Here is a 19,188-nt window from a genome sequence, read left to right as displayed (position 1 = left end):
GTCCGGAGCAGTACAGGGTCCTGGTGTGCCCGGACACCAGTTCGCCCTGGTTGAAACCCAGTTCGGCGGACCACTCGACGGGGTTGACCGCTGTTCGTCGTAGGTGCATTTCTGGAGCTTCGTCGCCGATACACGACATCCTGTGTCACGTATTTTGAACCCATGCGTGCCGATCGCTTGGTCTCGCTTGTACTGCTGCTGCGCCAACGCGGCCGGCTGTCCGCTCCCGCGCTGGCTCGTGAGCTGGAGGTGTCCACGCGGACGGTGCTGCGCGACATCGAGGCGTTGTCCGCCGCGGGTGTCCCGGTCTACGCCGATCGCGGCCGCAACGGCGGGTTCTCGTTGCTGCCCGGTTTCCGGACGGAGCTGACCGGTCTCAATCACGACGAAGCGCTGGCGTTGCTGACGGTGGGGCGTGAGCAGGCGTTCGGGCTCGGCTCCGCGCTGGCGTCGGCGATGCGCAAGGTCGTCGACGCACTGCCGGAAAGTCATCGTGACGCGGCGCAGCGATTCCTGGTCGAGCCGGACACCGATCTGCTGTCCAGGCGGTCGGCCACCGAGGAAGTGCCGTCGATAGCCGAAATACGAAGGGCTGTCCTCGCGGGACACAAGCTGCGCCTGCACTACGCGGCTTCGAAGCAGGAACCGCAGTGGCGCACGGTCGACCCGATCGGACTGGTCACCGTGCGCGACCGCGGCTACCTGCTGGCCACGCGTTCCGGCGCCGACCGGACGTATCGGCTTTCCCGTGTATTGGCGGCCGAAGTACTCGCGGAACCTGCTGAGCGTCCGCCCCAGGTGGACCTCGATCGCGTGTGGCAGGAGAGGTGCGCGCAGTTCCTGTCGAACGGTCACATCTCCGTGCGGTTGCGGGTGAATCCCTCACGGCACCTCGACGTGCTGAGGACGGCCGTGGCCGTCCGCGCGGCCGAACAGGACGACGACGGCTGGCTGCGGCTGGAAGCAATGTTCCAAGATTTGTGGCACGCCGAGTGGGCCCTGTGGCAGCTTGGTGTGCAGGCGGAAGTCCTGGCACCCCAGGAGTTGCGCACCGTTCTGCACGACCGCGCGGAGGCGATCGCTGCCCGCTACCGGCCGTCTCACTTGGTGGTTGACCGTTGACAGTCGCGCTGAGGTGGATTACTCAGTCACCGGAAGGTGGGCGGGGCCACCTGACCGCAGTCGTGGGCAACAGAGGTGGCGAATGACAGAGGAGTTACCGGAGATCCCCGGATTCCGGTACGTCCGACCGCTCGGCAAGAACGTGCACCTGTACCGCGACGACGGCGGCGAGGTGGCGGTGAAACTGCTCGTCGACCCGGCACGCGCGGCTGAGATGCGCACCGTGCTCGGTCTCGGGCACCCCGGCATCGTCACCGTGCACAGAGCCGGCCGCACGCGCGCCGGACTGCTGTACCTGGTGATGAAGCACTACACCGGCGGCGACGCGGGTGCGCTGGCGCCGTTGCGGTTCGAGCGGGTGCTGGAGATCGGCATCCAGCTCGCGGACGCGTTGCAGGCCGCGCACCAGGCGGGCGTGGTGCACCGAGACGTGAAGCCGGCCAACGTGCTGCTCGACGAGGGCGGCCACGCGTGCCTGACGGACTTCGGCGTGCTCGGCCGCGACCGGCTGCCGTGGACGGCGCCCGAGGTGCTCACCAGCGGCTCCCACGGCGTGCGGGCGGACGTGTTCTCCTTGGCGGCGACGCTGTGGCACCTGCTCGCCGGGCACCCGCCGTTCGTGGTGCCGCGCGGCGACAACTCGCACGCCGCCCTGGAGCACCGCGTCCTGCGCGGCAACCCGCCGCCAACGCGCAGGGCTCCGCAGCAGATGGAAGTCCTGCTGCACCAGGCGATGGCGGCCGACCCGGCGCTGCGCCCGCGGTCCGCGGAGGAGTTCGGCCTGCGGCTGCGGGAGATCCTGCAGCCGACCGGCCTGCCGTCCACTTCGGACGCCGTGGCCGTGCACGTCGCTCCGCCGGCTCCGGCTCCCAAGCGGAAGCGCTGGCCGGTGTACGCGACCGCCGCGGTGGCCGCCGGCGTGCTCGGCATCAGCGGAGTCCTGTTCCTCACCGACGACTCGGAGCTCAAGTCTCCCGAGAAGGTGCAGCCGCAGGCCGCCGCGGACGGTGCGAGCGCGCCGACCGGCAAGGCCGAGGTCACCGTCACCCGCGTCAACCCGACGACGTTGAAGTTCACCTGGACTTACCCGTCGCCGGCCCAGGGCGACAAGTTCGCCTGGCGCACCAACGACGACCTGAAGTCCGGCACCGTCGACTCCCCGGCGGTCGAGCTCTACGCGCCGGGCGCGCTGTGCGTGCAGGTGCGGGTCGTGCGCGCGGACGGCAGCAACGCCAGTGACAACTCGTGGTCGCAGGAGGGTTGCGGCTTCTGACGCTCGGGACCGGTCCCGGCCCTGGCGGTTAGCGTCCGCGCACATGCCAGAGCTGGGTCCTCTCGTCGAGCGGTACGAGACAAGCAACCGCCGCCGTGCCGTCAAAGCGTCGATCCTGATGGCGATCGGCATTCCCCTGCTGGTGCTGGGGACGTTCGCAGTGCTGATCTTCATGAACGGCCGGCCCGGCGCCATCATGGCCGTCGTGGGCGCGATGCTCGGCAGCGGGCTGGGGCTGGTGATCTTCGGGATCGTGTTCGCCGTGCAGGCGGTGCGGCGGCGCGACGAGGGGTTCGCGCTGTACGAGGGCGGCTTCGTGCACTCGTGGCGCGACCAGTCCGTCGTCGTGCCGTGGGGCGACATCGGCACCGTCATGGACACCGGCAAGGACACCGCGCTGGCCCGCCTGCTCGGCGGCGACATCCGTTTCCTCGTCGTGCTCATCGGCGGTCGCAAGATCGTGATCAACGGGTTCACGGCCGGCGCGACCGTGCTGGCCGGCCACATCAGGGAGGCGTTCCTCCGCCAGCAGGAGAGCGGGGGAGTGTCACGATGAGCCGGCGATGATCTGGTTCATGCTCATCGTGGTCTTGATCCGCACCGCTCGGGCATGACTATCGTGGGCCGGTGAGCACCTCGCGCGACGGCTACGGGCACTGGCAGCGGATTCCGACCCGGTGGGCGGACAACGACGTCTACGGGCACGTGAACAACGTCGTCCACTACGCGTTCATGGACACGGTGATCAACACGTGGCTGATCGCGGCCGGGCTGGACATCCAGGCCGGGCAGGAGATCGGGCTGTGCGTCGAGTCGCACTGCAACTACCGCGCCTCGGTCTCGTTCCCGGACGCGCTGGACGCCGGGCTGCGCGTCGGGCACCTCGGCCGGTCGAGCGTGCGGTACGAGGTCGGGTTCTTCCTCGAGGGCAGCGACGACGTGGTGGCGGAAGGCCACTTCGTGCACGTGTTCGTGGATCGGACGACCCGCAAGCCGGTGGAGATCCCGGCTGGTCTGCGTGCGGCGATGCAAGGCCTGGTGGTGGAGGCGTGAGGGCGCGGGGTGCGGTGGCGGTCTGTGTCGCCGGGCCGGCGGATGCGTGGGGTGATGGACGGCTTGGTGGCCTTGTGAGGGTCCGGGGTGCGGTGGCGGCTGGTGTCGCTGGACCGGCGGAGATGCGTGCGGCGATGGAAGGTCTGGTGGTGGCGTGAAGACGCGTGGTGCGGTGCTCACGAGTGTCGGCGGGCCGCTGGAGATCGTCGACCTGGAGCTCGATCCGCCCGGTCCCGGCGAGGTGCTGGTGCGGGTGCACGCGACCGGGCTGTGCCACTCCGACCTGTCCGTGATCGACGGTTCGCGGATCCGGCCGTTGCCCATGGTGCTGGGCCACGAGGCGGCGGGCGAGGTCGTCGAGGCCGGGCCGAACGCCGAGTTCAAGCCGGGTGATCACGTCGTGCTGTCGTTCGTGCCCGCGTGTGGTGCGTGCCGGCCGTGCTCGTCGGGACGCCAGGCGCTGTGCGAGCCGGGTGCCGCCGCGAACCGCGAGGGCACGTTGCTGAGCGGTCATCGCCGGTGGACGCTCCCGGACGGCACGCGGCCGCACCACCACCTCGGTGTGTCCGGGTTCGCCGAGTACACGGTGATCTCCGACCGGTCGGCGACCCGCGTGCCGCCGGACCTGCCGCTGGACGTCGCCGCGCTGTTCGGGTGCGCGGTGCTGACCGGTGCGGGTGCGGCGTTCTACAGCGCTCAGGTGGTGCCGGGGGACAGGGTCGCGGTGTTCGGGCTCGGTGGCGTCGGCCTGGCCGCGGTGCTCGCGGCGATCACGGCGGGTGCGACCCAGGTCGTCGCGGTGGATGTCGTCGAGCACAAACGGCAGCTGGCGCTCACGCTGGGCGCGACGCACGAAGTCCCTGGTGGACCGGACGTCGTCCAGCACGTCCGGGAGCTGACCGGTGGCGGCGCGGACAAGGTGATCGACACGACCGGCGTCGCGGCCGTGCTCGAACAGGCTTACGCCGCAACGGCTGTCGGCGGCACGACGGTCACGGTCGGGCTGCCGCACCCGGACCGGACCGTCACCCTGCCCGCGCTGAACCTGGTCGCCGAGGAACGCACGCTCAAGGGCAGCTACCTGGGCTCGTGCGTGCCGCGCCGGGACGTGCCGCGGTTCATCGACCTGTACCGCGCGGGCAAGCTGCCGGTCGACGGGTTGTTGTCGGGCCGTCTCGAGCTGACCGAGATCAACGAAGGCTTCGCCAGGCTGGCGTCCGGCGAGGCCGTGCGCCAGGTCGTCGTCATGTGAGTCGTTGCCTGATCTCGGCTTTGAGCACTTTGCCCACTTTGGACCGCGGCAGGTCGGGCCAGATCTCGACCTGCTTCGGCGCTTTCACACTGCCGATCTGCTCCTTCACGAACGCGATCAGCGAGGCCGCGTCCGTGTTCCCGGACGCGCGCAGCTGCACGACGGCCGTCACCCGCTCACCCCACTTGTCGTCGGGCAGCCCGACCACGGCGCTGTCCTGGACCGCGGGATGTGCCTGCAACGCCTGCTCGACCTCGGCCGAGTACACGTTGAAACCACCTGTGATGATCATGTCCTTGGCCCGGTCGACGATGTAGAGGTAGTTGTCCTCGTCGAGGTAGCCGATGTCGCCGGTGTGGTGCCAGCCAAAAGCGCTCACCTCGGCCGTGGCGGCGGGGTTCTCGTGGTATCCAGCCATCACCAACGGGCCTCGCACGACGATCTCGCCGCGCTCACCGGCTCCCAGCAAAGCACCATCCGCAGCCATGATCGCGACCTGCGTCAACGGAGTCGGCCGCCCCGCCGAGGAAAGCCGGGCGGTGGCGATCGAGCCGTCCGGCAGGAAGTGGTCGGCGGGGGAGAGCGTGGCGATCATGTTCGGTGCCTCGGTCTGGCCGAACAGCTGACCCATGACCGGCCCGATCCGCTGGAGCGCCTCGGTGAGCCGCACCGGGGACATCGGCGCGGCGCCGTACCAGAGGCAGCGCAACGAACTCAGGTCCGTCGAGTCCAGCGCGGGGTGGTCGAGCAGGCCGTAGATCACCGTCGGCGGCAGGAACGCGTGCGTGATCCGGTGCTGTTCGATCAGCCGGAGGAACTCACCGAGGTCCGGCGCGGGCATGATCACCGTCTCGCCGCCCAAAGCCATGATCGGGAACGTCAGCACGCCCGCCGAGTGCGTCAACGGCGCGAGGGCCAAATACCTGGGCCGGACGCCGAACGGGTAGCTCATCAACGTCAGCGCGGTCGCGGTCTCCAGGTTGTGCCCGGTCAGCCGCACGCCCTTGGGCCGCCCGGTCGTCCCACCGGTTCCCGCCAGCACGCAGAGATCGTCGTCCGCCACGGTCACCGGCGAAGGCTCGCGGCCGTGCTTCGAAAGCCAGTCGGAGAACGTGACCGCGCCCTCGGCCTCTCCGTCCAGGCACACCAACCTGGTCAGCGCGGGCAGCTCGTCCCGGATGCGGGAAACGAGCGGCGCGAACCTCTCCTGGAAGAACAGGCACCGGCACCCGAACAGGTCGAGCAGCTCCCGGTTCTCCGCCGCCTCGTTGCGCGGGTTGACCGGGCACCACACGGCTCCGGCCCGCGAGATGCCGAAGACGCACGTGAGAGCCAGCGGATCGTTGGCGGACAACACCGCCACACGGTCTCCTGGCGCGATTCCGCTGTCCTGCAACGCTCCCGCGATGTCACGAGACCGCTGCCGCACCTCGGCGTAACTGGAGGACACCCCGCCGATCGTGAGGCAGGGCGCGTCGCCTCCGAGCGACGCGCCCTTGTCCAGGTAGTCGGAGAGTCGCATCAGCGGTGCACTTCGACGATCGGGTCGAGCACCAGGCCGAACGAGCGCAGCGCGCCCAGCAACTCCCGGTGCCCGAACGCCTGGCAGCCCGACGCGAACCCGACTCGGCGTGGTGCGTCCTGCAACAGGTGCACGGCGGCGTGGACGTTCAGCAACGCCGTCTGCTTGTAGTTGCAGTTGCCGTGGATCACGCAGTGCGCGCGGCCGAGCGGTCCGGACGCGTGCACGGAGTCGAGCGAGATGTTGATCCGAGGGTTCTCCCGCGGTGGCATCTCACTGCGCACCTGCGCGGAGAACGCGTCGACGATCTCGTACTTCTCCGCGTCCGACTTGCCCTGCATCTGGTCAAGCGCTGCCGTGACGATCTGCGGCACGCCGAGCATCAACGGCCGGTTGAACACGCCACCGAGCGCCCGCACCGACGCCACGCGCGGGTCCTTCTTGAACCACACCGGATGCGCCGTGCCGCCCCACGGCAGCGCGAGGCCCAGTTCGTGCTGGCCGGGCACGACCAGTTCGTACAACCCCGCGTCGGCAGGCCATTCCACGTACTCGTTCTGCTCCAGGTAGTACGCCTTGGCGAACGCCGCGTTCGTGAGGATCGTGTTCGTGGAAGCGACCGTGGGATAACCCTTCCAGAACACGCCGATGTCCAAAGTGTCCAGTCCGGGCTGCTCCAGGCAGATCTGCGCGGCGATCTCGCCGACCGTGTACATCTGCGCGATGCCAGGAGAGATCAGCAAGCCTTGAGAAGCGAACGAAGCGCCGTACCGCGCTTCGGCGTCGATCATCCAGTCCTGCTCGCCGTTGGTGTCGGTGTAGTGCGCGCCGACGTTCAGACTCGCCCGCACCGCTTCGTGGCCGTAGCGGGAGAACGGGCCGACGGTGTTCAGCACGACGCGCGCCCCGGAGAAGGCCTCGGTGAGCGCCGCCTCGGTGTGCTCGACCTCCAGCACCTCGTACTCGACGGTCTCGATGCCGGGCACCGCGTCGACGGCTTCCTTGACGCGCTTGCCGTCGCGGCCGACCGCGAGGAACGGAATTCCGTACTCGCGCAGATACTCGCAGATCAGCCGGCCCGTGTACCCGGAAGCTCCATAAACGACAACAGGTTTCGCCATGTCACATACCCATCCCGCCGTCGACCGGAAGACCCGCTCCGGTGATGAACTTCGAGGCGTCGGACGCGAGGAACACCACCGCGTCGGCCATGTCGTCGACCTGCCCGAGCCGTCCGAGCGGCGTCAGCTCCACGACCGCACCGGCAGCGGCTTCCGGCGAGGGGAACAGCCCCAGTTCGGCGCAGTCCACGGCCAGCTGGTTGCCCATCGCGGTCGGCGTGAGACCGGGGTAGATGCAGTTCACGCGCACGCCGTAGCCGAGCTTGCCGGACTCCGCGGCCGCGACGCGGGTCAGCCGGTCGATGGCGGACTTGGTCGCCGAGTACACGCTGATGCCGGGGAAGGCGATGGTCGCGGCCACGGACGCGACGCTGATGATCGAGCCGCCGTTGCCGGCCGCGCCACCGGGACGCATCGTGCGCAGGCCGTGCTTCATGCCGAGCGCGGTGCCGAGCACGTTGACGTCGAGCATCTTTCGGATGTCGGCGGTCTCCAGCTCGGTGATCAGGCTGGTGATCTCGATGCCCGCGTTGTTCACGAGGATGTCGAGCCCGCCGATCGCGTCGACCGCCGTGTTCACCGCCGAAGCCCAGCTCGCGTCGTCGGTGACGTCCAACGGCACGAACTCCGCCGTGGCGCCCGAGTCACGCAAGGCCTGGGCGGTCTGCTTGCCCTCGTCCTCCAGGACGTCGCCGATCAGGACCGCCGCACCGGCCTTGCACAACGCCTCCGCCATGCCCGCTCCCAAGCCGCGTGCACCGCCTGTGACCAGTGCTTTTCGTCCGCTCAGCTGATAGCTCGTCATCGAGTCGCCTCCTGAAGTGAGTTGGCTCACACCCTAATCAAAGCTTGACAGTCGTCAAGGAAAATCTTGACGACTGTCCAAGATTTTTTGGACGAGCGGTCAACGGTTGTCGCAATCCGGGCTACGATCTGCGGTGTGACGGATGTCGCCCAGCGCAAACAGGACAAGATCGCTCGCCGGCAGGTCGACAAGTTCGACGCCCGGCGGACCGAGCTCGCCGTGGCGACGCTGCACACGCTCGCCGAGCTCGGCTACGCCCGCACGAGCCTGCGGGAGATCGCGCAGAACTCCGAGTTCTCCCACGGCGTCCTGCACTACTACTTCGCGGACAAGCGCGACCTGATCGTCGAGGCGGTCCGCCAGTACGAGCGCGTCTGCGTGACCAAGTACGACGAGGTCGTCGCCCACGCGACCAGCGCGGACCAGCTGCGCGAGGAGTTCGTGGCGATGTTCTTCGACACGCTGGAGAAGGACGCGACCCTGCACCGGCTCTGGTACGACCTGCGCAACCAGAGCCTGTACGAGGAGTACTTCCGCGCCGACGTGCTGGAGATCGACGCACACCGGGAAGCCATGGTGTGGCGGGTGATCAGCCGCTACGCCGAACTGCGCGAGGGCGCGCCGACCGCCTCATCGGGCACCGCCTACGTGACGCTCGACGGCATCTTCCAGCGCGCGCTGCTGCACCACCTGAGCGGCAACGCCGAGACGGTCGCGTCGTTGCGAGCTGAACTGCCCGGGGTCATCGATCTGCTCGTGGCCTAGTCAGCCAGGTCGCACCGATGCCGTGCAGCACCACGCTGCCCAGCACGCACAGCACGGTGATCGTCAGGATCAGGTTGGCCGCGTCCCCTGTCGGCAGCTTGTTGAACGCCAGCAACCCGAACACGATCGTCGTCGTGCCGCGCGGCCCCAGAGCCCCGACGAGGAGGCGCTCGCGGCCGGACAACCTCGACCCGAGGAAGGCGAGGAACACCGGCACGATGCGGATGACGGTGAGCACGACGGCGGAGAAGAGCACCTCCCGCCAGGTGACGCCGTCGAAGAAGATCAGCACGGCGGTGATGCCCACGACGAACCACATGGTCATGGTGAGCAGGCCGGTGACGTCCTCCAGCAGGTGCAGGTCGGTGTCGAGAGCGTCAGAGCGGGCCTCCGAACGTCCCTTGTGGACTCGGCGGGCCTTCAGCAACCGGTGCACGTAACGGAAAGCGATGCCGGCGACGAACGACGCCACGAAGCCGTTGCCGTCGATCGCGACCGTGGCGGTGTAGGTCAGCAGTGGCGCCAGCAGCACGGCGACGCGCGCGGACTGGTCGTTCACCCACCCCGCCTGGTGCGCCCGGTCCATCAGCCAGCCGAGCAGCGCGCCGATCACGACACCGGCCACGATCGCCTTGACCGCGAACGGCAGGACGGTCGCGAGCGCTTCGAGCGGCGTGCGTTCCTGCGAGGAGTCGCCGGCCAGGATCAGCGCGAACAGGAACAGCGGGGAGACGATGCCGTCGTTGTAGCCGCTCTCGATGTTCAGCGTGCTGCGCACCCGCGCCGACAGCGCCTTGTCGCGCACCACTCGTTCCGCCGGGGCGAAGTCGGTCGGCACCGTCACGCACGCGACCAGGATCAGCGCCGCCCACGACAGGCTCGGGAACAGCAGCCAGCCCACGACGGCGGCCAGTGCGAGGCTCACCGGCATGGCGACCAGCAGCACGCGCGCCACCAGGCCGGGATAGGCACCCCACAACCGGCCCGCGCGCACCTCGGTGGCGTCGACGAACAGCAGCACCGCGAGGATGATCTCCGCCGCGTGCTGGACCGACTCGGTGTTGAGGCCCTCCGAGATGGAGCCCTCGTTGGACAGCCCGACCGCCACGCCGGCCAGCACCATCACGATCGGCGCGGCGAGGTACCAGCGGTCCAGCCGGTTCGCCGCCAGCGAGCGGACGACCATGGCGAACGCCGCCGCGAGCAACAACGAGTTCATGCGGCCACTCCCTGGGCGAACGCGAAGACCTTGTCGGGGTCGTACTTCGAGGCGACCTGCTTCAGCCGCGGGAGATTGCCGCTGTAGTAGGCCGTCGCCCAGTTCGGCAGCTGCGGGTCGATGTAGTTGACGTACCCGGTCTCGCCGACCAGGTCGCCGAGGCCGTCGCGGACCTGGCCCATCCGCCGGGCCGTGTCCGTCGCGCCTTCCGGCGGAGTCTTGAAGTAGATCTGCGCGGACGCGAGGGCGCTGCGGTGCGGGAACGCGGTGGCGTCCGGTGCGACCGCGGCGATCGCGCCGCCCAGGCCGTCGAAGATCAGGTACGACTCGTCGGTCTGGCCGTTCATCAGGTCGACGGCCTTGGCAGGGTCGCTGATCGGTTCGCGCACGATGCGCGACGACGCGACGAACGACTCGTGCTCGATCCCGCTGCCCGCGAAGTACTGCACGGCCTCGGAGTAGCTCTTCGGCTCGATGAACCGGTTGGCGGGCGCCGGCAGGCCGTTGAGGAGCGCAGCCAGTTCGCCGACGGACCCGATGAAGCAACCGCCGACCCGGCACGTCGGCCGGGCGCCGCCGCGGATCACGACGTTGGACCACATCTCGCCGGGCGCCTCGGCGATCCAGGTCTGCCAGGCGCCGAGCACGTCCGCGGTAGGACCCGCGTCGTACTGCAGCGAGAAGACCGTGACCTGCGGTGCGGGCACCGTGCTGAACACGAACTCGGTGACGATGCCGAAGTTGCCGCCGCCACCACCGCGCAACGCCCAGAACAGGTCGGGTTCCTGCTGGGCATCGGTGGTGACCAGCGTGCCGTCCGCCGTCACCACGGTCGCCGAGACGAGGTGATCACACGTCAGGCCGTACTTGCGGGCGAGCACGCCGATGCCGCCGCCGAGCGTGAGGCCCGCGACGCCGACGGTCGGGCACGTGCCGGTCGGCAGGGCGCGGCCCGCTGCGGCGAGCACCCGCGACACCTCGCCGAGCTGGGCGCCGGCGCCGACCCGGACCTGGTCACCTGGCAGCACCTCGATCGTCGCGAGCTTGCGCAGGTCGATCTGCAGGCCGTTCTCGGGCGAGGAGTACCCGGCGTAGCTGTGGCCGCCGCTGCGGGCGGCGATCGGCACGCGATTCCTGGCCGCCTCCAGACACGCCTGGACGTCCGCTGGGGAGGCGATCCTGGCGATGGCGGCGGGCTTGCGGTTGTCCCACACGGGGTTGAAGCCCTGGTAGGTGAAGCCGTCCTGGCCGGGGAGGATCAACTGGCCGGACATCCTGGCGCGCAGGGCGTCCCAGTTCGGCGGTCCACTAGGAACGGACGAAGTGGACGCCGGGACGGTGACCGGATCTTTCGGCGGCGCTGTGCCGGTGCAGGCGGCGAGCGCGGCACCGGCACCCGCGAGCCCTGCGACTTTCAGAAACCTGCGACGATCCACGCGGCGATCATGCCGTAGTTCAGGAGCCGGTGGGTGGCAGCGCGCCCCTCCGGTTGGCGTTGATCTCGTCACGGTGTTCGATCGCCCACTCGGCGAGAGCGATCACCAGCGGCACCAACGTCTTGCCCAGCGGCGTCACCTCGTACTCGACGCGCGGCGGCACCTCCGCGTACGCGGTGCGGCTGACCAGGCCGTCCTGGACGAGGTGCTTCAGCGTCAGGGTGAGCATGCGCTGCGAGATGCCGGTGATCGCCTTCTCCAGCTCGCCGAAGCGCAGCGGGCCTTCCCGCAGCGCGCCGACGACCAGCAGGCTCCACTTGTCGCTGATGCGGTCGAACACCTCGCGGACCGCGCCGCCGTCGTTCATCGGCGGCGGGCAGGTCCGCGTCCGGGTGATGCCGGTCACAGGTAACCCCGCTTTCCTGGACACATACATCGATGTGCCTTTTGCAGGTTTCCGAAACTCACAGACCATCAGGTTACGCACAAGTCGTAAGCATTGGAGTATGCGGTGAACATCGCACTGTGGGTGGTGCAGGGTCTGCTGGCGGCGGCCTATCTGGCGGCCGGGCTGATGAAGGTCGTGCGACCGCGTGAGCAGATGGTGGCCTCTGGTATGGCATGGGCGAAGGACATGACCGACGGGGCCTTCAAGGCGATCGGCGCCGTCGAGGTGGCAGGTGCGCTCGGCTTGGTCCTGCCGCAGCTGACCGGTGTCGCCCCGATTCTGACTCCGATCGCGGCTGTCGGCCTGGTGATCGTGCAGATCTTCGCGGCGCGGGTGCACCTGAAGCTCGGCGAGACGAAGTCGTTGCCCGTCAACGTGGTTCTGCTGCTGCTGGCCGCGTTCGTCGCGGTGGGGCGGTTCGCGGGCTGATCTGACGCAGGCGGCCGAGGACGAGGTCGATGTCGGCGGCGGTGGTGCGGTGGTTCGTGACGCACGCGCGGATGCCCCGTTTCCCCGCCACCACAACGGGTCCGAGCAGGGCGACGTTCTCGGCCGCCAGGGTCTTGAGCAGTTCGGTGTGGTCGGCTCCGGCCACCTCGAAGCACACGGCCGTCAGCGTGACGGGTGCGAGCAGGGTGAGTCCTGGCGTGGCCTCGATGCCTCGGGCGAGCCGCTGGGCGAGGTCGAGAGTGCGTTCGTTGGCGGTGCGGAAGGCTTCCACGCCGAACGCCTGCAGCGCGCTCCACACCTTGAAAGCCTTGAAGTTGCGGGAAAGTTGCGGCCCGTAGTCCATGTAGTCGGTCATCAGCGGGTCGTCGGCGACCGTCAGGTACGAGGAGTCGAACGCGTAGGCGTCCCGGAGCTTCGTGCCGTCGCGGACGAGCAGGCAGCCCGCTTCCAGCGAGGCGAACAGCAGCTTGTGCGGGTCGAGAGTGATCGAGTCGGCACGGGCACAGCCGCCCATCAGGTCCCGCATGCGTTCGGAGAGCAGGAAAAGCGCGCCGTAGGCGCCGTCGACGTGCAGCCACAGGTCCTCGGTTTCGCACAGGTCGGCGATGGCGTCGAGCGGGTCCACCGAGCCGGTCGACACCGTGCCGCAGGTGGCGATGACGCACCACGGCCGCAGCCCTGCCTCGCGGTCGTCACCGATGGCTTGCCGGAGCGCCTGGACGTCCATGCGGCGCTGGTCGTCGGTGCTGATGTGGCGGACGTTGCCGAGTCCGATGCCGAGGATCGCGGCCGCCTTGTCGACGCTGCGGTGCGCTTCGACGGACGTGTAGACGACCAGCGGGGCCGCGTCGCGTTGGAGACCGCTCTCCCGGAATCCGGGCACGCGGTCGTTGAGCGCCACGACCATCGCCTGGAGGGTGGCGAGCGAACCGCCGCGGGTGAGGATTCCCTTGCTGGCGCTGGGATAGCCGACGACTCGGGCGAGCCACTCGAGCACTGACCGCTCGACGACGCCGGCCGCGGGGGAGAGTTGCCAGAAATTGCAGTTCTGGTTGAGCGCGGCGGCCACCGCCTCGGCATACGGGGCGATGCCGTGGGGCGGGCCGAGGACGTAGGCGAGGAACCGCGGGTGGGCGATGGCGGTCGAGTTGGGCAGGATCGTGTCCTCCCAGCTGTCGAACACCGCGTCCACGCCTCGGCCCTGTTCCGGCATCGGGGTGTTGAGCAGTTCGGTCAGCTTGGCGCGGTCAGGTTCCGGCAGAACCTGTGCCCTGCGCAGGCCGCGCTCGTAGCCGTCCAGCACGGCGAGGAGCCGGGTGCCCGCTCTGTCTCGTTCCTCGTCGGTCAGCAGGAGTTCGTTCACGACAAGCAGATTAGGGAACTTGCGCGAGCATTCGATTGCTAATTGTGCTGGCTATGAGCCAGCTGGTGGCATGATCTGCTCATGGACCGCATCGACCGCGCAATCATTCACCACCTGCAGGAGGATGGCCGGCTCACCAACACCGAGCTGGCCGACAAGGTGGGACTGACGCCGTCGCCGTGCCTGCGGCGAGTGCGGGCGCTGGAGGAGGCCGGGGTGATCACCGGATACCACGCCGCGGTGAACCCGGTCGCGCTCGGCCGCGGCTTCCGCGTGCTCGTGCACATCGACCTCGCCGCGCAGGACACCGCGACGATCGAGGCGTTCGAGGAGCAGATCGCCGGGATCGACGCGGTCGAGTCGTGCTCGCGGATGTTCGGGCAGCCCGACTACCACCTGTGGGTCGCCGTCGCGGACATCGCCGCCTATGAACAGCTCTACATGTCCGCGTTGACGCGGTTGCCCGGCGTGGCGCGCACGAACTCCCAGTTCCCGATGAAGACGGCCAAGTGAGCCTGGGTATGGTTTGCTAAAGTCAGATATATGCCCATGCAGATGAGCGGGCCGTTGGCCGCGTTGGACAAGTGGCAGCCGGAGCGGTGCTCGATCGCGCTGGCGCTCGACGTCATCGGCACCAGGTCCGCGTTGCTCCTGCTGCGCGAGGCCTTCTACGGCACCACGCGGTTCGACGGTTTCGTGCGGCGCGTGGGCATCACCGAGGCCGTCGCGGCCAAGCGTCTCAAGGAACTCGTGGACGCCGGCCTGTTCGAGAAGAGGCCGTACCGGGAGCCCGGCGCACGGACCCGGTACGAATACGTGCTGACCGAGCAGGGCAGCGCGTTGCTGCCGGTGATCGTCGCGCTGATGCAGTGGGGCGACACCTACCTGCAGCCCGACGGTGGTCCGCTGCAGGTGGTGTCGGCCTCTTCCGGCGAGCCCGTGACCGTCCAGTTCGGACCGGCCGTTGGGCCGGTCGCGCCGGAGAGCCTGGCGGTCGAGGTCAGATCCGCTCGATGACGGTGGCGTTGGCGAGCCCGCCCGCCTCGCACATGACCTGAAGCCCGTAGCGGCCACCGGTCTGCTCGAGGTTGTTGAGCAGGGTGGTCATGAGTCGTGCGCCGGAGCTCCCGAGCGGGTGGCCGATCGCGAGGGCGCCGCCGTTGACGTTGACTTTGGCGAGGTCCGCTCCGGTCTCGGCCTGCCAGGCGAGCACGACCGGTGCGAACGCCTCGTTGACCTCGAAGACGTCGATGTCGTGGATCGTCAGCCCGGCTTTCGCGAGCACCTTCTGGGTGGCCGGGATGATGCCGGTGAGCATGAAGACCGGGTCGTCGCCCGCCACCGCGAACGAGTGCACGCGGGCCCTTGGGGTGAGTCCTCGGTTCCTGGCCGCCTCTTCGCTCGTCACCAGCACCGCCGCGGCGCCGTCGTTGACGGGTGAGCTGTTGCCGGCGGTGATGCGCCAGTCCAGCTCCGGGAACCGTGCTTCCCAGTGCTCGCCGCGGAAGGCGGGCCTCAGCTTGGTCAGGACCTCCGTGGTGGTGTCCGGCCGGATGGTTTCGTCGATGCCCAGGTCGTTGACCTTGACGATCTGCTCGTCGAAGAAGCCGTTCTTCCACGCTGTGGCCGCTTTCTGGTGCGACTCGGCGGAGAACTCGTCGAGCTGGGCGCGGCTCAGGTTCCACCTGTGGGCGATCAGTTCCGCGCTGATCCCTTGCGGCACCAGGCCTTCGCTGTACCGCGCGTGCACCTTCGGCCCGGCGAAGTCCTTGCCGAGCGTCTGCGACCCGATCGGAATCCGGCTCATCGACTCGACGCCGGACGCGATCGCCACGTCGTACGCGCCCGCGATCACGCCCTGTGCGGCGAAGTGCAGCGCCTGCTGGCTCGAGCCGCACTGCCGGTCGACCGTCACGCCGGGCACCGACTCGGGGAACCCGGCCGCGAGCAGGGCCCAGCGCGCGGTGTTGCCGGACTGCTCGCCGACCTGGCCGACCGCGCCGCTGATCACGTCGTCGACCGCGGCCGGGTCGATGCCGGTGCGGTCGACGAGCGCCTTCAGGACCGTGCTGTGCAGGTCGACGGGGTGGATCTCGGAGTAGGCGCCGCCGGGCTTGCCCTTGGCGAGCGGCGTGCGAACGGCGTCGACGATGACGGCTGTGGTGCTCACGGCAGGTCCCCTTCGGCTCATCTGACTAGTGTCAGGCATAGCCAGGCTACGCCCTGGCTCAGTTGGAGCAAAGTCAGACTGTTGGATCGTCTCCATAGCTTCAGTGTTGGCCGAATTCAACGGCTTGGACGGCCTGCTTTTGGCGGTGGGCGGTGAGTACGCGGACTGCCAAGCTGGGGACGCGTGAGACTCGAGTGTTGACAACGTTGTCACGGACCGCCGCCGCGGTGAGGAGCGGGAACCATGCGTTTCAGGACGCTGTTCGTGCTGTGCGCGACGGTCGCGGCGATGGTGACGGCAGTGTCACCGGCCGCGGCGCAACAGGATCTGGCCAGTTCGGTGAATCCCTTCATCGGCACCACCAACGCGGGCAACGTCTATCCCGGCGCGGTGCGGCCGTTCGGCATGCTCTCCTGGAGTCCGACCACCACCCGAGGTGACCAGACCAGTGCCGGAGCCGCCGGTGGTTACCAGTACGACGTCACCCGGATCCGCGGGTTCGGATTGACCCACCTCAACGGCACCGGCTGCACGCCGGGTGCGTCGGGAGACATTCCGATCATGCCGTTCAGCGGGGACGTGACGTCGTCGCCGTCGGCCGACAGCACGGACCAGATCTACGCGCGCAACTTCAAGCACGCCAACGAAAGTGCCGAGCCGGGCTACTACCGGGCCGGGCTGGACGACGGGGTGAACGTCGAGCTCACGGCCACCGAGCGCACCGGCACCGGCCGGTTCACGTTCCCCGCCGGCGGCAAGGCGAACCTGCTGTTCCGCACCTCGAACTCGTTGAACGGCAGCGGGAATGCGACGGTCAGGATCGACGCGGCCAACCGCAGGGTCACCGGATCGGTTGACAGCGGCGGGTTCTGCGGGCGGACGTCGGGCGGCGCGGCGAACCAGCGCGTGTACTACCGGCTGTTCTTCACGGCGGAGTTCGACCAGCCGATCACGAGCTTCGGCACGTGGCGCGACGGAACGCTCAGCCCTGGCAGCACGAACGGCCAGGGCGGCGAGGGGTTCACGAACCGCGCGGGCAAGGGATCGGGTGGCTATGTGGGCTTCGACCCCGGCACGGTCACCGCGCGGGTCGGCATCTCGTACGTCAGCCTGGCGAACGCACAGGCGAACCTCGCGGCGGAGAACACAGCCGCGTTCGACGGCATCAAGGTGGCGGCGCGCCAGCAGTGGGAGCAAGCGCTGAACCGCATCCGCACCACCGGTGGGACAACGCAGCAGCGCACCGTTTTCTACACCGCGCTGTACCACGCGTTGTTGCAGCCGAGCCTGGCCAACGATGTCAACGGCGAGTACCTCGGCTCGGACCTGCGCACGTATCGGCTCAGTCCCGGACAAGTCGCGCAGTACAGCACGTTCTCCGGCTGGGACGTCTACCGGTCGCAGGTGCAGATGCTCGCGCTCCTGGAGCCACAAAGAGCGGGCGACTACGCGCAATCGCTGCTGAACTACGCCGACCAGAGGAACGGCGAGTGGGATCGCTGGCTGCACAACAACGGCAAGACCGCGGTGATGTCCGGTGATCCGTCCGCGCCGGCGATCGCGGGCATGTACGCGTTCGGGGCCGAGAACTTCAACGTGCAGAAGGCGTACGAGTCGCTGGTCAAGGCGGCCACGGTGCCGACGGCGAACGACCTGTCGGACAACGGGTGCCCGATCCAGTGCCCTGGGCAGCGGCCGTCGCTCGACCGGTACATGAGCCTGCATCACGTGCCGTCGAACAACTGCCACTGCTGGGGCGCGGCGGCGGAGACGTTGGAGGACGTCACCGCCGACTACGCGCTGGCCCAGCTCGCCGGCAAACTCGGTGACACCCAACGCAAGCAGCTGTTCGAGCAGCGGGCCGCGTACTGGCGCAACGTGTTCGACCCGAGTGTCAAGTACATGCGCAACCGGGCATCGAACGGCACGTGGGCGCCGAACTTCACGCCGGGCACCGGAACCGGGTTCGTCGAGGGCACGAGCGCCCAGTACACGTGGATGGTCTACCACGACGTCACCGGGCTGGCCGCGGCGATGGGCGGCAAGGCCACTGCGGCGACGAGGCTCGACGGCTTCTTCCACGACCAGAACGGCAACTGGGACCTCAGCGGCACGAACGGCACGCGCTACAACGCGGGCAACGAGCCCAGCATCCAGACGCCGTGGCAGTACATCTACCTCGGCCGGCCGTACCAGACGCAGGAGACCGTGCGGCAGATCCTGGACACGCTGTGGAGCACCGGAACCGGCGGCATCCCCGGCAACGACGACCTCGGCACCATGTCGTCGTGGTACCTGTTCGCCGCGATGGGCATCTACCCGCAGATCCCGAGCCGCGCCGAGCTCGTGCTGTCCACGCCGCTCTTCACGAAGGTGGAGATCAGGCGCGGTAACGGAAAGACGATCGTCATCGAGGCGCCGCAGGCATCCGCGCAGAACAAGTACATCCAGTCGCTGACGGTCAACGGAGCAACGTCGAACCGCGCTTGGGTGTCCGCGGAGCTGGTGCGCGACGGCGGAAAGCTGACCTACGTCCTCGGGTCGACGCCGAACAAGACGTGGGGCGCGGCGGAAACGCCGCCACAGCTAGGAAGCTAGCGAAGGCCCGATCCAGCGACCGACCAGGTCCCGCAACTGGGTATCGGACAGCGGAGGCGTCGAGGGATGACGCAGGAACGACAGGAACAGCCGCATGAGGACTTCGGCCAGCCCGGCGAAGTCCTCATCGGCCACCACACCGGAGGACGCCCAGTCCACCGGCACGTTGCGGAGAATCCGCGCGCCCAGAGCAAGCCACTCGCGGGACGTGACCGCGCCGGTGAAGAACTCGCCTTCACCGGCTTCCAGCAGCAGGTTCAGCCTGGGTTCGAGAGGAACGGCCCGTACGCCGAACACCACGGACTCGACCGCGACCTCGGCCGGGCTGCCGAACGTCGCGAGGTGGCGTTCCATCCGGACGGCGAACTCCTCGACGCCCGCGATCGCGACGGCGCCCAGGATGTCCGCGAGCTTCGGGAAGTAGCGGTACACGGTCTGCCGGGTGACGCCGGCCTCGGCCGCGATGTCGGAGAGGCTGGTCCTGGCGAGCCCCGCGCGGTCCAGGCACGCCGTCGCCGCCTCGACGATCCGGCGGCGTGCCTCCTGCTCCGTGCCGGGCGGGTTGCCCTGCCATCCGTGGTGCCCCATGTG

19 protein-coding genes and 1 pseudogene are annotated in these 19,188 nt (G+C 68.8%); 10 read left to right on the top strand and 10 right to left on the bottom strand.

The genetic code is table 11. The features are described from left to right. A pseudogene (locus tag UK23_RS50740) lies at positions 1-109 on the bottom strand (RidA family protein); the annotation flags it as partial. 53 nt (positions 110-162) lie between these two features. Between UK23_RS50740 and UK23_RS34010 the strand changes: the two are divergent. The 5 genes from UK23_RS34010 to UK23_RS33990 all read left to right on the top strand — a co-directional run bounded on the left by UK23_RS34010 (position 163) and on the right by UK23_RS33990 (position 4,700). Then, positions 163-1,122: a helix-turn-helix transcriptional regulator gene (locus tag UK23_RS34010; protein ID WP_045315826.1), complete on the top strand. Its 960-nt coding sequence runs from the start codon at positions 163-165 to the stop codon at positions 1,120-1,122. An 82-nt stretch (positions 1,123-1,204) separates the two neighbouring features. Next, positions 1,205-2,395, top strand: coding sequence for a serine/threonine-protein kinase (locus UK23_RS49210; protein ID WP_052685316.1), 1,191 nt, complete (start codon positions 1,205-1,207; stop codon positions 2,393-2,395). Positions 2,396-2,438: 43 nt separating this feature from the next. Further along, the gene (locus UK23_RS34000) at positions 2,439-2,951 is read left to right on the top strand and encodes a hypothetical protein (RefSeq protein WP_045315825.1); all 513 of its coding nucleotides are present in this window, start codon (positions 2,439-2,441) and stop codon (positions 2,949-2,951) included. Positions 2,952-3,022: 71 nt separating this feature from the next. After that, positions 3,023-3,448, top strand: coding sequence for an acyl-CoA thioesterase (locus UK23_RS33995; RefSeq protein WP_045315824.1), 426 nt, complete (start codon positions 3,023-3,025; stop codon positions 3,446-3,448). A 154-nt stretch (positions 3,449-3,602) separates the two neighbouring features. Continuing rightward, complete coding sequence (locus UK23_RS33990) at positions 3,603-4,700, top strand: zinc-binding dehydrogenase (RefSeq protein WP_045315823.1); 1,098 nt, start codon at positions 3,603-3,605, stop codon at positions 4,698-4,700. Here the strand turns inward: UK23_RS33990 and UK23_RS33985 are convergent. The 3 genes from UK23_RS33985 to UK23_RS33975 are packed head-to-tail and all read right to left on the bottom strand — an operon-like array spanning position 4,693 to position 8,148. After that, positions 4,693-6,222, bottom strand: a complete 1,530-nt coding sequence (locus UK23_RS33985) for an acyl-CoA synthetase (RefSeq protein WP_045315822.1) — start codon at positions 6,220-6,222, stop codon at positions 4,693-4,695. The genes UK23_RS33990 and UK23_RS33985 overlap by 8 nt on opposite strands. After that, positions 6,222-7,343, bottom strand: a complete 1,122-nt coding sequence (locus UK23_RS33980; protein ID WP_045315821.1) for a DUF5938 domain-containing protein — start codon at positions 7,341-7,343, stop codon at positions 6,222-6,224. Before UK23_RS33980 ends, UK23_RS33985 begins: the two co-directional genes overlap by 1 nt. A gap of 1 nt (position 7,344) precedes the next feature. Beyond that, positions 7,345-8,148, bottom strand: coding sequence for an SDR family NAD(P)-dependent oxidoreductase (locus tag UK23_RS33975; RefSeq protein ID WP_045315820.1), 804 nt, complete (start codon positions 8,146-8,148; stop codon positions 7,345-7,347). A 135-nt stretch (positions 8,149-8,283) separates the two neighbouring features. Between UK23_RS33975 and UK23_RS33970 the strand changes: the two genes are divergently transcribed. Beyond that, complete coding sequence (locus UK23_RS33970; RefSeq protein WP_045315819.1) at positions 8,284-8,913, top strand: TetR/AcrR family transcriptional regulator; 630 nt, start codon at positions 8,284-8,286, stop codon at positions 8,911-8,913. Here UK23_RS33970 and UK23_RS33965 read toward each other — a convergent pair. From UK23_RS33965 to UK23_RS33955, 3 genes are read right to left on the bottom strand one after another with little or no spacing between them, the layout of a single operon-like run. After that, positions 8,891-10,132: a cation:proton antiporter gene (locus UK23_RS33965; RefSeq protein WP_045315818.1), complete on the bottom strand. Its 1,242-nt coding sequence runs from the start codon at positions 10,130-10,132 to the stop codon at positions 8,891-8,893. The genes UK23_RS33970 and UK23_RS33965 overlap by 23 nt on opposite strands. Beyond that, the gene (locus tag UK23_RS33960) at positions 10,129-11,568 is read right to left on the bottom strand and encodes an FAD-binding oxidoreductase (RefSeq protein ID WP_045315817.1); all 1,440 of its coding nucleotides are present in this window, start codon (positions 11,566-11,568) and stop codon (positions 10,129-10,131) included. The genes UK23_RS33965 and UK23_RS33960 overlap by 4 nt, the downstream gene beginning before the upstream one ends. Positions 11,569-11,587: 19 nt before the next feature. Beyond that, entirely contained in the window at positions 11,588-11,974 is a 387-nt protein-coding gene (locus UK23_RS33955) for a winged helix-turn-helix transcriptional regulator (protein WP_045315816.1), read from the bottom strand. A 105-nt stretch (positions 11,975-12,079) separates the two neighbouring features. Here UK23_RS33955 and UK23_RS33950 point away from each other — a divergent pair, with 105 nt between their 5' ends. Beyond that, the gene (locus UK23_RS33950; RefSeq protein WP_045315815.1) at positions 12,080-12,445 is read left to right on the top strand and encodes a DoxX family protein; all 366 of its coding nucleotides are present in this window, start codon (positions 12,080-12,082) and stop codon (positions 12,443-12,445) included. Here the strand turns inward: UK23_RS33950 and UK23_RS33945 are convergent. Next, the gene (locus tag UK23_RS33945) at positions 12,387-13,829 is read right to left on the bottom strand and encodes a pyridoxal phosphate-dependent decarboxylase family protein (RefSeq protein WP_052685315.1); all 1,443 of its coding nucleotides are present in this window, start codon (positions 13,827-13,829) and stop codon (positions 12,387-12,389) included. The genes UK23_RS33950 and UK23_RS33945 overlap by 59 nt on opposite strands. Before the next feature lie 81 nt (positions 13,830-13,910). On the opposite strand from UK23_RS33945, the gene UK23_RS33940 reads away from it, so the two are divergent. Together UK23_RS33940 and UK23_RS33935 are read left to right on the top strand one after the other, a co-directional pair. Continuing rightward, positions 13,911-14,342, top strand: a complete 432-nt coding sequence (locus tag UK23_RS33940; protein ID WP_045315814.1) for an Lrp/AsnC family transcriptional regulator — start codon at positions 13,911-13,913, stop codon at positions 14,340-14,342. Between the two features lie 30 nt (positions 14,343-14,372). Continuing rightward, complete coding sequence (locus tag UK23_RS33935; RefSeq protein ID WP_045315813.1) at positions 14,373-14,846, top strand: winged helix-turn-helix transcriptional regulator; 474 nt, start codon at positions 14,373-14,375, stop codon at positions 14,844-14,846. On the opposite strand, the gene UK23_RS33930 is transcribed toward UK23_RS33935, so the two are convergent. Further along, positions 14,830-15,999 (bottom strand): thiolase family protein, encoded by a 1,170-nt coding sequence (locus tag UK23_RS33930; protein WP_231114808.1) that lies wholly within the window; start codon positions 15,997-15,999, stop codon positions 14,830-14,832. The genes UK23_RS33935 and UK23_RS33930 overlap by 17 nt on opposite strands. 243 nt (positions 16,000-16,242) lie before the next feature. On the opposite strand from UK23_RS33930, the gene UK23_RS33925 reads away from it, so the two are divergent. Beyond that, positions 16,243-18,597 (top strand): GH92 family glycosyl hydrolase, encoded by a 2,355-nt coding sequence (locus UK23_RS33925; RefSeq protein ID WP_052685314.1) that lies wholly within the window; start codon positions 16,243-16,245, stop codon positions 18,595-18,597. Here UK23_RS33925 and UK23_RS33920 read toward each other — a convergent pair. After that, positions 18,586-19,185 carry a TetR/AcrR family transcriptional regulator gene (locus UK23_RS33920; protein WP_045315811.1) on the bottom strand — a complete coding sequence of 200 codons (600 nt, stop codon included), beginning with the start codon at positions 19,183-19,185 and terminating at the stop codon, positions 18,586-18,588. The genes UK23_RS33925 and UK23_RS33920 overlap by 12 nt on opposite strands. Positions 19,186-19,188 lie beyond the last annotated feature (3 nt).

This window comes from Lentzea aerocolonigenes (genome assembly GCF_000955955.1).
GTDB classification, from domain to species: Bacteria; Actinomycetota; Actinomycetes; order Mycobacteriales; family Pseudonocardiaceae; genus Lentzea; species Lentzea aerocolonigenes_A.
The sequence above is the reverse complement of the archived record's forward strand: the minus strand, read 5'-3'. Positions and strand labels throughout refer to the sequence as shown.

What these genes read in the sequence shown, in the direction of transcription:
- UK23_RS34010 (WP_045315826.1), top strand. Translation starts at nt 163, where the DNA reads ATGCGTGCCGATCGCTTGGTCTCGCTTGTACTGCTGCTGCGCCAACGC.
- UK23_RS49210 (WP_052685316.1), top strand. Translation starts at nt 1,205, where the DNA reads ATGACAGAGGAGTTACCGGAGATCCCCGGATTCCGGTACGTCCGACCG.
- UK23_RS34000 (WP_045315825.1), top strand. Translation starts at nt 2,439, where the DNA reads ATGCCAGAGCTGGGTCCTCTCGTCGAGCGGTACGAGACAAGCAACCGC.
- UK23_RS33985 (WP_045315822.1), bottom strand. Translation starts at nt 6,222, where the DNA reads ATGCGACTCTCCGACTACCTGGACAAGGGCGCGTCGCTCGGAGGCGAC.
- UK23_RS33980 (WP_045315821.1), bottom strand. Translation starts at nt 7,343, where the DNA reads ATGGCGAAACCTGTTGTCGTTTATGGAGCTTCCGGGTACACGGGCCGG.
- UK23_RS33975 (WP_045315820.1), bottom strand. Translation starts at nt 8,148, where the DNA reads ATGACGAGCTATCAGCTGAGCGGACGAAAAGCACTGGTCACAGGCGGT.
- UK23_RS33965 (WP_045315818.1), bottom strand. Translation starts at nt 10,132, where the DNA reads ATGAACTCGTTGTTGCTCGCGGCGGCGTTCGCCATGGTCGTCCGCTCG.
- UK23_RS33940 (WP_045315814.1), top strand. Translation starts at nt 13,911, where the DNA reads ATGGACCGCATCGACCGCGCAATCATTCACCACCTGCAGGAGGATGGC.
- UK23_RS33935 (WP_045315813.1), top strand. Translation starts at nt 14,373, where the DNA reads ATGCCCATGCAGATGAGCGGGCCGTTGGCCGCGTTGGACAAGTGGCAG.
- UK23_RS33925 (WP_052685314.1), top strand. Translation starts at nt 16,243, where the DNA reads ATGCGTTTCAGGACGCTGTTCGTGCTGTGCGCGACGGTCGCGGCGATG.
- UK23_RS33920 (WP_045315811.1), bottom strand. Translation starts at nt 19,185, where the DNA reads ATGGGGCACCACGGATGGCAGGGCAACCCGCCCGGCACGGAGCAGGAG.